Origin of the sequence: Pedobacter sp. UBA5917 (assembly GCF_002432345.1) — a bacterium.
Lineage (GTDB): Bacteria > Bacteroidota > Bacteroidia > Sphingobacteriales > Sphingobacteriaceae > Pedobacter.
In genome coordinates, this window is sequence record NZ_DJDT01000264.1 from 1 (window position 1) to 12,809 (window position 12,809).

13 protein-coding genes are annotated in these 12,809 nt (G+C 39.6%); 4 read left to right on the plus strand and 9 right to left on the minus strand.

The features are described 5' to 3' along the window. Positions 1 to 35: 35 nt before the first annotated feature. Positions 36 to 2,420, minus strand: a complete 2,385-nt coding sequence (locus tag B2V92_RS17845) for a S9 family peptidase (RefSeq protein ID WP_293310703.1) — start codon at positions 2,418 to 2,420, stop codon at positions 36 to 38. A gap of 166 nt (positions 2,421 to 2,586) precedes the next feature. After that, positions 2,587 to 3,765 carry a hypothetical protein gene (locus B2V92_RS17850; protein WP_293310705.1) on the minus strand — a complete coding sequence of 393 codons (1,179 nt, stop codon included), beginning with the start codon at positions 3,763 to 3,765 and terminating at the stop codon, positions 2,587 to 2,589. Between the two features lie 132 nt (positions 3,766 to 3,897). Here B2V92_RS17850 and B2V92_RS17855 point away from each other — a divergent pair, with 132 nt between their 5' ends. Genes B2V92_RS17855 through B2V92_RS17870 form a run of 4 tightly spaced genes read left to right on the plus strand, consistent with a single transcriptional unit; the run spans position 3,898 to position 7,522 of the window. After that, positions 3,898 to 5,295 (plus strand): aldehyde dehydrogenase family protein, encoded by a 1,398-nt coding sequence (locus B2V92_RS17855; RefSeq protein WP_293310707.1) that lies wholly within the window; start codon positions 3,898 to 3,900, stop codon positions 5,293 to 5,295. Between the two features lie 50 nt (positions 5,296 to 5,345). Then, positions 5,346 to 6,521, plus strand: coding sequence for a fibrobacter succinogenes major paralogous domain-containing protein (locus tag B2V92_RS17860; protein ID WP_293310709.1), 1,176 nt, complete (start codon positions 5,346 to 5,348; stop codon positions 6,519 to 6,521). 9 nt (positions 6,522 to 6,530) lie between these two features. Continuing rightward, positions 6,531 to 7,049, plus strand: a complete 519-nt coding sequence (locus tag B2V92_RS17865) for a YfiT family bacillithiol transferase (protein ID WP_293310711.1) — start codon at positions 6,531 to 6,533, stop codon at positions 7,047 to 7,049. Beyond that, entirely contained in the window at positions 7,046 to 7,522 is a 477-nt protein-coding gene (locus B2V92_RS17870) for a DUF6265 family protein (RefSeq protein WP_293310713.1), read from the plus strand. Before B2V92_RS17865 ends, B2V92_RS17870 begins: the two co-directional genes overlap by 4 nt. 107 nt (positions 7,523 to 7,629) lie before the next feature. Here B2V92_RS17870 and B2V92_RS17875 read toward each other — a convergent pair whose 3' ends face one another. From B2V92_RS17875 to B2V92_RS17905, 7 genes are all read right to left on the minus strand, one after another. Then, positions 7,630 to 8,349 (minus strand): heavy-metal-associated domain-containing protein, encoded by a 720-nt coding sequence (locus B2V92_RS17875; protein WP_293310715.1) that lies wholly within the window; start codon positions 8,347 to 8,349, stop codon positions 7,630 to 7,632. Between the two features lie 183 nt (positions 8,350 to 8,532). Continuing rightward, positions 8,533 to 9,357, minus strand: coding sequence for a 4,5-DOPA dioxygenase extradiol (gene ygiD, locus B2V92_RS17880; protein ID WP_293310717.1), 825 nt, complete (start codon positions 9,355 to 9,357; stop codon positions 8,533 to 8,535). A 125-nt stretch (positions 9,358 to 9,482) separates the two neighbouring features. Continuing rightward, a complete protein-coding gene (locus B2V92_RS17885) occupies positions 9,483 to 10,055 on the minus strand; it encodes a YceI family protein (RefSeq protein ID WP_113950115.1) in 573 nt (190 codons plus the stop codon). A 327-nt stretch (positions 10,056 to 10,382) separates the two neighbouring features. Continuing rightward, positions 10,383 to 10,943 (minus strand): helix-turn-helix domain-containing protein, encoded by a 561-nt coding sequence (locus B2V92_RS17890; protein WP_293310719.1) that lies wholly within the window; start codon positions 10,941 to 10,943, stop codon positions 10,383 to 10,385. Then, positions 10,943 to 11,446 (minus strand): DUF3347 domain-containing protein, encoded by a 504-nt coding sequence (locus B2V92_RS17895; RefSeq protein ID WP_293310721.1) that lies wholly within the window; start codon positions 11,444 to 11,446, stop codon positions 10,943 to 10,945. Before B2V92_RS17895 ends, B2V92_RS17890 begins: the two co-directional genes overlap by 1 nt. Before the next feature lie 11 nt (positions 11,447 to 11,457). Continuing rightward, positions 11,458 to 12,270, minus strand: a complete 813-nt coding sequence (locus tag B2V92_RS17900) for a hypothetical protein (RefSeq protein ID WP_293310723.1) — start codon at positions 12,268 to 12,270, stop codon at positions 11,458 to 11,460. A gap of 1 nt (position 12,271) precedes the next feature. Next, a complete protein-coding gene (locus tag B2V92_RS17905; RefSeq protein WP_293310725.1) occupies positions 12,272 to 12,808 on the minus strand; it encodes a heavy-metal-associated domain-containing protein in 537 nt (178 codons plus the stop codon). Between the last annotated feature and the right edge of the window lies 1 nt (position 12,809).

A 12,809-nucleotide genomic window follows, 5' to 3' on the forward strand; every position in this document is an offset into this window, starting at 1 on the left:
GATAAACCAAAGGAGATGACGGATCTTATTAAAAACTAATTCTTCAACGTATTCTCATACAATTTAAATATCCTTTTATACTCATCCGTCCAGCTGCTTGGCTCAACAAAACCATGATCTTCTACCGGATAAACGGCAAGTTCCCAATTGTTTTTACCCAACTCGATAAAACGCTGTGTAATGCGTACAATATCCTGGAAATGCACATTTACATCAACCATTCCGTGCGCCATTAACAGGTTGCCTTTTAATTTATCGGCAAAATAGATGGGCGAACTTCTTTTATAGGCAATGGGGTCGTTATAAGGTTCGTTTAAAATATTGGAAGTGTAACCATGATTGTAATGCGCCCAATCGGTAACCGAGCGTAATGCGGCACCACTGGTAAACACGTCCGATTCGTTAAACATGGCCATTAGTGTGATAAAGCCACCGTATGAGCCACCATATAAACCCACATGTTTTGGGTTAACGCCATATTTTTCTACCAAAAACTTAACGCCATCGGCCTGATCGGTTAAATCTTTTCCACCCATGTGGCGGTAAATGCCCGTACGGTGATCGCGGCCATAACCAGAACTTCCGGTATAATCGATGTCGATTACCGTGTAGCCATTATCGGCAAGCAGGTTATTGAACATAAACTCACGGAAATAGGTGCTCCAGCCAAAATGTACATTCTGTAAATAGCCTGCACCATGCACAAAAACTACAGCAGGATGGTTCGGATGCGGATTATCCGTTTTATAAACCCTTGCATACACATCGGCCCCATAACGGTTTTTAAAGGTAACCATATCCGGTTGTCGCCATTTGTAAGAATTAAACTCTGCAGAGGTTGACTGCGTAACCTGTACAGCCTTTGCGCCGGCTTTATTTGGCTGAAGATATAACTCGCCAGGTTTATCCATGTAAGAATAATTGATGGCAATAGACTTCTCGTCGAGAGAGAGGGTAATGTCGTTTAAACCTTTCATGGTGGTAATTTGGGAAAGGTCTCCGCCATTTACACTTATTTTAAAAAGATTGGTAATCCCCGGATGCTCTTTATTTGCCTTGATATAAAAAGTACTTCTATCTTTCGATAACTGTACTGTTTGCACTTCCCATTTGCCAGAAGTAAGCTGCTTTTTATCGCCCGTGTTTACATTTGCAACATAAAGGTGCGAATAACCCGTAGCCTCGCTTTGATAATAAAAACGATTATTATCTATCCAGCCAGTACTGCCCTGGTAAAAACCGCTAATGCCCGGGCCGCCGATCCAGGCTTCATCCCGCTGACGATCGATCAATGAAAATTTTCCCGTCGAGGCATCCAGTTTCAAAATCCAGCGGTCTTTGTTGTCTGTAGAAGTGGCCACAACTACCGCAGTAGTGCCATTATCATTCCAAATGGGGCCAAAGAAATTTACAGGCCTGTCGGCATTTTTCTTTTTTAAGGTATCCAGTTCTTTAGGGTAATCTTTCAGGTAATCAGGAAGATCCTTTATGCCCGGAATGGTAGAAGTTTGAATGGCGTAAAGGGTATCGCGTTGAGTATCGTAAATAAAGCCCTGCGAGGTATTTTCATTTTCGCCAACCTTTGTCCTTCCAGGGATATCTTCGGTATAACCCGATGAGGTAATATAATTCGGTACAATGGTATTATGGTTGTTTTGCGCTGGAGTAGTTAATTTATAGGTAATAAAATGTCCATCTGGACTAATAACAACACTGTTTAAAAACTTATCTTCTGTAAAAAGTTCTTTCAGCGTTTTTGTATCTGCAGCGCCTGCACCGAAACGCCCCCTGCCACCACGCGAACCGTTTTTAGCTTCTGCATTCCGCTTTTTAATAATGTCGAATAGTTCGGTTTGCTGGGCTTTTAGCCATTTATCCTGCTCGGTGGCCGGTTTACCGTCTGCTCTTCCGGCTTTTTTACCTTTAACAAAATTGGTAAGTTGTTTGGTTTCTGCTGATTTAAGATCAACTTCGAAAAGATTATCGCCCAATTGGTAAACAACGTTTCCATTGGTTAAAAAAACCGGACTGTTTTCTCTTTCCAACGTGTTTGTCAGGCGCGTTTCTTTATTCGTTTTGAAATTCTGCAGATAAATATCACCACTTTTTTCTACCAAACCCAAGCTATGGTCGGCATTGTAGGTATAATTTAGGCTCAGTAATTTCTCATCTTCCTTTTCTGCAGCTTTAACAGGTTTAGAAGCATTTGCCGAAACCTTGAACAATTCTTCTTTGGCTTTATTTTCGGGGTTCCAGTTAAAATATAAGGTTTTGCTATCTGCTGTCCACCGGAAATTTGTTGGTGCAATACCCATCCATTTGGGGTCGCGCATAATTTTTTCAACGGTTAAGGGAGCCAATTGCTGTGCAAAGGCATATTCTCCCGTGCAAAGCAAAAGGAAAAGTAAATATTTCTTCATGAATTTTAGGTTTGGATGCAATTTAGGTAAAGCACAAACTAATTTTAGAAGGAAATGGAAATGTTACAACACCTCACCCTGCAAAAGGTAGTGCCAATTGCAGAGGCTGTGCGCTCCCACTCCTTTAAAAGGCAGAATTAGGCGTACCGACCTTGATAGGGTGAGGTTAGCGGATCACTCTACCGGTTTTATCTACATTCACGTCATCGAAAGGTTTAAGGTACTCGTTGATGATGACCGAAAATTCTCGTCTGCTAAGCACTTTTTTAAGATCGTATTTGGAGCTGAACCTATGATTTTTGCTCCATTTTTTCTGAAGTTCTGCTTTTGTTGCCTCCACTGATTTATTGCCCACATAACACACGAGCGAAATGGCATTTTCTAAGTTAATGGGGATATTTTGATGATCGTCGAACCAGATCTGTGCTTTATAATAATATTCTTTGATAGGTTCTTTAATTTCGTTATAAGTAACCTCTTTTTCGGGGTTAAAATAAGCTTTGTTCTGCTTAATTTCAGCCTTGATAATTCCGGTTATACCAACTTTTTGGATGGCGAGCCAATTGGAATCGGTAAGTTTTACATCGTCAAAGGGCATTAAAGCATGTTTGTAACTTAATAATTCGCCCTGAATCCTTTTTAAATTTGATAAACTGGTTTTAGTGTCGTAAAAGGCAGCATAAGCTGCGGTTGCTCCGGCTGCTGGCCCAAGCTCAAACTGATCGGCAGGAATGTAAAGCAGGTTTTCCTGATTGGGGATCAGCAAGTTGTAGAGTGATGAAAAGTTGGCACCTGTTGAAGCAATATTGGCCACCGTGGTGCGGTAAGTATTTTCGCTATAGTTTAATGGACTTGAAGAAGCCGGATTTAAAGATGTAATTTTTAATGAAGCGATAAGCTTATCCGGGTTATCTGCCAGCACAAGGATTTTTGCTTTAATGCTTTTGTCTTTAGTCAATTTTACTTCCCAACCACTTCCAGATCGTTTTATTTCGGTATATGATGTATTATTGATCACATTTAAAAGCAATGTGCTATCTGTCAAAACTACTTTTGGCTTGTTTTTTTTATCGGGTTTAGGCTTTGGAGTTTCTAAGCTTTTTGCATTTTCGGTTTCGCGCTTTAAAAAGCCCTGGTAAAAAGCCTTGTTGGTGGCGGCTATTTTATTTAAATCCAGTTGTTCTTTTTGATTAAGGAGAATGGTTTTTACCCCCGATTTAAAGGATTGAAAAGAAGCCGCATAAGCAGCGTCGCCGCTACCAATAACCAGCACATCTGTTTTTAAGGTTTGGGCATGGATAAACAAGGGAATTATGAATGCGAAAACAAAAAACAATCTTTTCATCTTTGATTATTAAAATTTGCTGCAATATGCTTTAAATGAATGAAACTTTAATGAAACGCATGCATTTTAACTAAATTTAACCTGTAATTTCAGGAAATCGACCGTAGGTCAAAAACAAACTGTTAGGCAATTATGGAACAAGAGATCAAACCGGTTTTCGATTTGCAGCAAAAGCACAAATTCAGTTTACGTAAAACAGATGCTAAAACGCGTATTGGCAAATTAAAATTACTGAAACAGGCTTTAGAAAATCTAGAAGAGGAAATATTTGAGGCTTTGGAAAAAGACCTGCGTAAAAATCCATTCGAAACGGCGGTAACCGAACTCTATTTTACCTATGCCGAAATAGATCATGCCATTAAAAAACTGAAAGGTTGGATGAAGCCTAAATCTGCAGTGAGAACGATGAGTAATCTGTTTGCCCGCAATAAAATATATCATGAACCTAAAGGCGTTTGTTTGATTATTGCTCCATGGAATTACCCCTTACAGTTGATGATGAGTCCGTTGGTTTCGGCAATAGCTGCCGGCAATTGTGCTATCCTCAAACCCTCAGAGTTGAGCGAAGCAACTGCGGGCGTAATCAGCAGATTGATTGCAGAAACTTTTGATCCGAAAGAAATTGCCTGTTTCGAAGGCGACCCCGGTGTTTCTACCGAACTATTGAAACTCCCATTCGATCATATCTTTTTTACAGGAAGCACCGCGATCGGCAAAATAGTAATGGAGGCTGCGGCGAAAAATCTCACCTCAGTTACTTTAGAGCTTGGAGGGAAATCGCCGGCAATTGTAGCCGGAGCTAGGGACATTAAAAAAGCAGCTGAAAAAATCGCCTGGGGCAAATTGGTTAATGCCGGACAAACCTGTATTGCACCGGATTATGTGTTGATCGAAGAAAACAGGTTAAATGATTTTATTGAGCATTATAAAGCTGCGGTTAAAAAATTATTTTTCGAAGGTGCCGAAATCGATATAAACGATTATGCTAAAATTATTAACGAAAAGCAGTTTAAACGCATCAACAAACTAAAGGATGATGCAATTGCCGATGGAGCGGTTCTGGCTTTTGGTGGCAGAACAGACGAACAAAGTTTAACCATTATGCCAACGCTTTTAACAGCGGTAAAAGAAAGCAGTGCCATTATGCAGGAAGAAATATTCGGACCAATTTTGCCTGTAATAACCTTTAAAAACCTGCAGGAGGCCATTGATTTGGTGAACAGCAAAAATAAACCGTTGGCACTCTATATTTTTTCGGATAATAAACAGAATCAACATAAAATTATCAAAGAAACGAGCGCCGGCGGAACGTGTGTAAATGATGTTCTCGTACATATTAGTAATCCCAATTTACCTTTTGGAGGTGTAAATAGTAGTGGAATGGGAAGTTGCCATGGTATTTTTGGTTTTAAAACCTTTTCGCACGAAAGAGCAGTTGTTTTCCAGTCGAAGCTTGGCTTAACCAGCATGATTTATCCTCCTTATGGCAAAAAAACGGGTTTGTTAAAGTGGTTGAAGAAATTATTATAAGGGGTTTGATTATCTTGCTTAATTATAGATCTTTACATTTAAATTAAATCATGAAAAAACGCTCGTATATTTCAGTTTTTCTTTTGATTTGCTTAATCGCTTGTCAAAAGGAAAAAACTTCGGTTCAATCACCGGAACTTTCCGGTTTCACGCTGAATGCTGTGACCCTTGGACAACCTTCTTTCACGCTTGTTAACCCGAAAAGTAAAAGTAGTGGAGCTTTCTCTTTTAAAACAAGCGATACTTCGTTGATTACTATCCAGGCCAGTCTTGTTACCATAAAGAAAAGCGGGACATGTATTATAACTGCAATACAAGAACAAACGGAAGGTTTCGGCAAAGACTCTATCACTGCAACCTTAGTAATCTCACCACGTATTGTACCATTGCTTACAGATTTTGTAGTGCCCGAAAAAAAACTAAATGATCCGCCATTTATTTTAGCGCCGCCTAAAAGTAACAGTAATGGAGAAATTACTTTTAAGAGTGATAATACTGCCGTTGCCATTATTACAGGAAATCTGGTAACGATTAAAAGTTCTGGAAAAGCGATCATCACCGCGTATCAGGCACAATCGGGAATTTACGATGCACGTAGTATATCGGCCAACCTGGTTGTTACCGACGGGGTAGTGGCCGAAACATTGACTGATGTAGATGGGAATGTTTATAAAACAGTAAAAATAGGAAGTCAGACGTGGATGATGGAAAACTTACGGACAACACATTACAGGGATGGAACTCCAATACCAAATGTAACAGGCAATTCTGATTGGGGAGTACAATCTAACGGTGCTTATTGTAGCTATAATAATAATTTAGATATTAGTAAATTATATGGTTATTTATATAATTGGCATGCCGTAAATAATACCCGTCAACTTGCTCCGCAAGGCTGGCATGTTCCAACCAGTACTGAATGGACTATTTTATATAATTATATTGGAGGTGACCGTTATAGCGGTGGGAAAATTCAAGAAAAGGGCACGGAGCACTGGATAAGTGACACCGGTGCTTCAAATATTACAAGTTTTACTGGTTTGCCTGGCGGGAAAAGAAATGGTGATGGAATATATGATAGCATTTATTACGACGCAAACTGGTGGACTGCAACGGCTAAATCTTCGGGAACGGCTTGGAATTATAATTTATATGTTAAAGGTTACATCGAAATAGGCGAAAACGTCAAAAATTTCGGTTATTCGGTAAGGTGTATTAAAGATTAGTTAATGGATATGGAAAAGCTTAAATACCCTATCGGTCAGTTTGTAATGCCGGAGGTTTTTGATCAAAAACAGGTTGATACCTGGATTTCTGAAATTGAAGCTTTGCCCGAGCAGCTTAAAAGCGCTACCGAAAATTTAACTGATGAGGAGTTAAATCAATCGTATCGCCCGGGAGGCTGGACCTTGAGACAGGTTGTTCACCATGTACCTGACAGCCATATGAACGCTTATATCCGTTTTAAACAGGCTATTACTGAAGATATACCTGTAATCAGACCATATTACGAAGAGCGTTGGGCCGAAACCGGAGAAGCCAAAAACGGAGATATCAAACTATCTCTTGATTTATTAACCGCTTTACATCAACGTTGGGCTGCTTTTTTAAAAACATTAAAAATTGAAGATTACCAAAGAAAATATATCCATCCGGCGCATCATCAGGAACTCACTTTAGCCAATATGCTGGGCATGTACGCCTGGCACGGCAAACACCATTTAGCACATATTACCAATACCATAACAAAATGAAAAGAATCTATTTATTTATCGTGATCTTATTGCTTGTTGGCTTGTATAGCAATGTTAAAGCACAAAAAGGTGAATCAAAAACCTTTCAATTTGTATTAGGTTCCTGGGAAATGCAAACACCCAAGGGTAAAATTGTGGAGCAATGGAGCAGTAATGCCGATAAAATACTAAAAGGTAAAAGCTACCGCATCAATACAAAAGGTGATAGCATACTTACTGAAACCTTAGAGATTAGAAAAGTAGGAAAGGATACTTTCTATTGTTCAACCGTGCCTAACCAGAACGATGGCAAAGAAGTTTGTTTCAAGCTGATTTCGACAAAAAATCAGATTTACATTTTCGAAAATGCGGCACACGATTTTCCGCAGAGAATCGTTTATCAAAACCTGGGTAAAAATGAAATGCTCGCCTGGATTGAAGGCGAGCTGAATGGCAAAAGCCGAAAATCGGAGTTTAGGTATAAGCGGCAGTAAATGATTCGTCATGCTGTCACGATTTTACATCGTGGTCAGCATCTTTTTAGCATGAAAGACCCTGAAATAAATTCAGGGTGACGATTGTGGTAAAAAAAGGATCTAACCTACATCAAAACCAACATCGCCGCGCTCATGGCAATCATAATCGCATCTTCAACAATGGTTACGGTACTCATGGGCAGGTTAAAAACGGCACCCAAACAGGCACACTGAATTTTCTTTTTGTTTAAAACGCTTTCTAAAACACCAAGGATACTTACTGTCATTACAATCAGGGTAACCCAGTTTACAATAACAGGGGATAGGTTTAGGGCAAAAGATAAACCGAGGCCCAATTCGATAAAAGCGTAGATATAACCCCATGGGCTAAACTTTTTAGCTACAATATCGTACATCGCATAACTTTCGGCAAAAGCTTTTAAGTTGAGCATTTTAAAGAAAGAAAAAGCCAGGAAAAAGCCCGACATGAAAATCCTCATGAACACCATAAAATTAATGGCATTATCTTGCCATGAAACCACGAATGATATTGCAGTAACGTATCCGAAGATCAATAAAATGGGTTTGTAGGTTTCTGCCCACGATTTAGCTTCTTCTATTGCTTCGCTATGGTGTGCGGCCGAAATCTGGTATTTACTATCGGCTCCGCCCAAAGCTTGTTGCAGAGCATCCAGGCCAATATGTTTTTCCATGCTGATGGTAGCAGAGTTGGTGTCTTTCGAAACTTCTACCGAAGTTACATCCGGTAAAATGAGGAGGTTGTTTTTTACTTTATTTTCGCAACCGCCACAGGTCATGCCTGTGAGTTGATAAGTATGTGTCATGATGAAATTCTTTTAAGCAAATTTACCAACTTAAGGGGCCATAAGCGTTACAGAATAATCATAAAGTTTTATAGAATTATAGGTTCTGTAGTTCCACAGGATATTGTCATTCTGAACGCAGTGAAGAATCTTTGCCTTTGGAGAGGAGGTTTTCGCGAGTTAAAGATGGTGCCTCAGAAGCTTTTACCCCACCGAAACAGAAGTCATGGTTAACGAACCGCCAACGGCTTTATCATTAAAAAACGAAATCTCTTCCTTATCATTTTTCAATCCAAGGGTATAAATAAGCGGTAAATAATGCTCTGGGGTAGGAATGGCCAGCATCGCATCGGTGCCTAGATTACGGTAATTGATCAAAGGCTGATGATCGCCGTTTGCAATTAAACTTTTAAACTTATCGTTCATTTCAAGTGCCCAATCGTAGCCACCGCCATTAATCATTTCCCAGCTTAACATGCGGAGGTTATGCACCATATTGCCACTGCCGATAACCAATATCCCTTTTTTGCGGAGGGCATAAATTTCTTTGGCAATTTCGTAATGGTGCTCTGGTGATTTGGTATAATCGATGCTCAACTGTAACACAGGAATGTTAGCATCGGGGTACATGTGCCTTACTATCGTCCAGGTACCATGGTCTAAGCCCCAATCATGGTCGAGGCCAACGGGTGTATACTGAATTAAACCAGGTATTTCTGCCGCCAAAGCCGGATCGCCGGGCGCAGGGTATTGAACATCAAAAAGTGCTTTCGGAAAACCGCCAAAGTCATGGATAGTGGAGGGGAAATCCATCGCGGTAACAAAAGTACCATGGGTATACCAATGTGCAGATACCACTAAAACGGCTTTCGGAACAGGAATATTCTTGGCCAGATCTGCCCAACTCTGACTAAACTCGTTATTTTCGATACCATTCATCGGGGAGCCATGACCAATAAACAGGGTTGGCATTAAATCCGTTTGTGGCAAACGTTGAGTAAAACTTCTGAATTGAGATAGTGCAGACATAATATCGGTTTTGTCATGCTGAGCCTGTCGAAGCACCTATATGCATTTCGACAAGCTCAATGTGACAGAATTAATTAAAAATTTTTACTAGATCATCAAAATTGATAAATGACGATCGGGTCTTTTTATTTTGCCTGAACAAACTCCAGGTTCAATTTAATGGCAACATCTTTTGCTACACCTGCTCCGGTTGGATCATATTTAATGTTATAATCTAAACGGTTAATGGTTGTTGTTGCGCCAAAACCAGCTTTGGTATTTCCTTGCTGATCTTTAGCGGTACCGCCATAAACAACAGCAAATTTTACATCTTTGGTTACGTCGCGGATGGTTAATTTACCACTTAATTCGTAATTGTTGCCGCTTAATTTTTTGAAAGAAGTACTTTCGAATTTCATGGTCGGGAATTTTTCTGCATTAAAAAAATCGTCGGTTTTTAAGTGACCATCTCTCATATCAACACCTGTAGTAATGCTGTTTACATCAACAGTAAAGGCGATTTTAGCATCAGTTAAATCTGGTTTAGCAGCTGTAACTGTTCCTTCGAATTTTTTAAATGAGCCATCAACAAAAGAAATGCCCATGTGTTTAACCGAAAAGTTTACAAACGAGTGCATCGGATCAATTTTCCAGCTTGTTTGTGCAAATGATGCCACACTTATTGAGGTAGCGATCAGAAATAAGAATAATTTTTTCATACCTGGTGATTTTATTTTAGGTACAAAGGTAGTTGGGTATCAGGCAATGAGTATTGACGTATGGTAAGAAATTGCTTCGGGGTTAATCGGTTAACTGTACAAATTGCTGGGATTGTTGAATTGCTACATTGTTAACTGAAAACTGCCAACATATGGTCAATAGTTCATGGTTTTATGGTTCATAGTCAAATGCTTCATCGTTGATGGTCTGATGGTTCATGGACAACTAGCCCTGGGCATTTTGGCCATCAACCATGATCTATATAACCATCAGCTCTAAATCTCGCAAAGCCATCCTCCATCTTACCTCTTCCATTATACATCCTCTCAAACCTCATCCAGTGTTTTCCGGCTATCGGCCGAAGCAGCTTTATAAACCGAAGGTGTAATACCAGTTACTTTTTTAAATTGTGTTGATAAATGTGCCACGCTACTATAGTTAAGCGTATAGGCAATTTCACTCAGTGTAAGTTCACCGTAGGTAAGCATTTCTTTTGCCTTTTCTATTTTTTGCGCAATAAAATACTTTTCAATGGTTTGGTTCTCCATTTCTGAAAATATGCCGCTTAAACTGGTGTATTCCTGGTTCAACTGATCGCTTAAATAGGCAGAGAGATTGATTTTTAATGGTTCGTTCGCGTAATGTACCAAGTTGATGATGGTCGTTTTTATCTGTTCCGAAACCTGGGTTTTCTTATCTTCCAATAATTCGAACCCAAAGTGGGTAAGACGTTCAGATACTCTGATTTTATCTTCAGGAGTGATATTTTCGGCCAGGGTAACCTCGCCGAGTTCAACCAATAATGGTTTAAAGCCAAGTTTCTCGAGCTCGGCCTTAACCACCATTTTACAACGGTTGCATACCATATTTTTGATATGCAGTTCCATTAGTTTGATTTTATGGTTTCAGAAACATCGCCACAATCGAACATCATACTTCCATAATATGGATTTTCGATGTTTTCTTTTTCATTTAACCAGCTCGCCTTCGCCATAGGGCAATGCTGAACATAAACGGTTTGGCTGTTAAATTTCAAACCTTTCAAAGTTTTGATCATGGCATAAGAAATCCCTTCAAAAGCCTTTCTTTGTGTTTTGATATCGTTTGAGCCTGCAAGCTGTGCCGATTTACTTTTAATAATGGCCGCCTGTTCCATAAACACTTTATGCTGATCTGCTGGCAGATCCTTGTGGTTAACTGCATTTACTTTAGCCGATAAAACTTTAACTTTTTCAATAGCAAGGTCTTTTTTATCAGTTGCCAATGCATTTTTTACATCGTAGTATGCCGTTAATACCTGATTTAAGGCTACATCTGTTTTACTCTGTGCATAAGTGAATGCTGTGGTTGCGATCGTCATGATGGCAACTAATCCTAATATTTTTTTCATGTGATTGTATTCTATTTTAAAACGTTAAAAAAATTAAATTCTGCCCTAAGCAGGTACATGTTTTTGGTATACCGGTTGTCCATATTTCCAGCTGCCTGAAAGCGGTAACCAAAATCGATGCGGGTTGTACTGTTCAGGATCATCTGCAAGGCGGGAGCGATATCCAGGTAAGATTGACCGCTGCTTGGATCGGTTTTGCCCAATAGCTCTAAATATACATTAAAGTTGGGCTGTTTGTAATCCTTATAAACCACAGGTAAAACCAGATAACCCGATGATAAACTGTATGATAGCATATTTTTCGGTTGCGGCATGCCTAAAAGCTGTCTGTCGCTGTTTTCGAAAGCATGGGCATAACCGAGGGTTGATGATAACGCCAGTTTATGCAGCAGCTGCGTAAAAATCAATCCGCCCTGTATACCGCTATTGTCGCCTTCAAGATTAATATCCCTTGTGTAAGTTGGTCGTCTGCTGGTACTTATCCTTCCAAAGGCTGATGCCCTGAAATGACTATGTGCTTCGTCAAGCGATAAAAAACGGTACTTCGCATATAAACTTCCGCCCTCTAAACGGTATTTTCCATCCATGTCAGAAAGGAAACCCTGCGCATGCATCATCAGGTTTTTATTAAACCCGATCATCACTTCCGGAATGGTCCGACTTACATAACCCGGATAATTGAACATTCCCTCGTTCGTAATCCTAACGCCTATTGATTTGGTGGGCATGTTGCTCGCTGGTTCAGTAAATACATATAGTTCTTGTGCCGAAACACTGGTATAGGCACCAATAAACATCAATGCCAGTACGAATATCCGCTTCATACTAAGAAAGAACTAAATGATAAATGCGTGTTTTTTTTCCGTTAACTATACCTGTACCGCTTGCATAAGCATCAGAATTAGCAGTAGCAGCCTGTTTTTTAAACGCTGAGCCTGAAATAAAATCTTTATCTACCACGCTGGCTTTTATTGTACCGCTAAGGGTTTTACCTTTAACATTAACAAAACGGTATACATTGCCATCAACTACAGCCTGACCTTTATCATCTACCTTTACATCGTTAAAATTAAAGTTTGCAGTTAAGCCGCCAACCGAAAAACCCGCATCCTGTACTTTTTTGCGTACCTGATCGAGGTTGATGTTTGCATCTTTTTTAAAGGTTAAAACAAAGATGTTTTTGTTCAGATCTGGTTTTACACTGCTGATGAAATTTAAGGTTTCTAATGATTTTTGCGTGGCGTTTGAGCACATAGAACAGGTTAAGCCTGTTACCTGTAAATCTGCAGTTGATATTTGTTGTGCCGAAACATTAACGGCGATAAATAGCATAATAATGCTGAATATTTTAATTGCTTTCATG

Bases quoted from the DNA above. Each gene is read 5' to 3' on its own strand.
- ygiD (WP_293310717.1), bottom strand. From the start codon at position 9,357: ATGTCTGCACTATCTCAATTCAGAAGTTTTACTCAACGTTTGCCACAA.
- B2V92_RS17855 (WP_293310707.1), top strand. From the start codon at position 3,898: ATGGAACAAGAGATCAAACCGGTTTTCGATTTGCAGCAAAAGCACAAA.
- B2V92_RS17890 (WP_293310719.1), bottom strand. From the start codon at position 10,943: ATGGAACTGCATATCAAAAATATGGTATGCAACCGTTGTAAAATGGTG.
- B2V92_RS17860 (WP_293310709.1), top strand. From the start codon at position 5,346: ATGAAAAAACGCTCGTATATTTCAGTTTTTCTTTTGATTTGCTTAATC.
- B2V92_RS17845 (WP_293310703.1), bottom strand. From the start codon at position 2,420: ATGAAGAAATATTTACTTTTCCTTTTGCTTTGCACGGGAGAATATGCC.
- B2V92_RS17885 (WP_113950115.1), bottom strand. From the start codon at position 10,055: ATGAAAAAATTATTCTTATTTCTGATCGCTACCTCAATAAGTGTGGCA.
- B2V92_RS17900 (WP_293310723.1), bottom strand. From the start codon at position 12,270: ATGAAGCGGATATTCGTACTGGCATTGATGTTTATTGGTGCCTATACC.
- B2V92_RS17895 (WP_293310721.1), bottom strand. From the start codon at position 11,446: ATGAAAAAAATATTAGGATTAGTTGCCATCATGACGATCGCAACCACA.
- B2V92_RS17870 (WP_293310713.1), top strand. From the start codon at position 7,046: ATGAAAAGAATCTATTTATTTATCGTGATCTTATTGCTTGTTGGCTTG.
- B2V92_RS17865 (WP_293310711.1), top strand. From the start codon at position 6,531: ATGGAAAAGCTTAAATACCCTATCGGTCAGTTTGTAATGCCGGAGGTT.
- B2V92_RS17875 (WP_293310715.1), bottom strand. From the start codon at position 8,349: ATGACACATACTTATCAACTCACAGGCATGACCTGTGGCGGTTGCGAA.
- B2V92_RS17850 (WP_293310705.1), bottom strand. From the start codon at position 3,765: ATGAAAAGATTGTTTTTTGTTTTCGCATTCATAATTCCCTTGTTTATC.
- B2V92_RS17905 (WP_293310725.1), bottom strand. From the start codon at position 12,808: ATGAAAGCAATTAAAATATTCAGCATTATTATGCTATTTATCGCCGTT.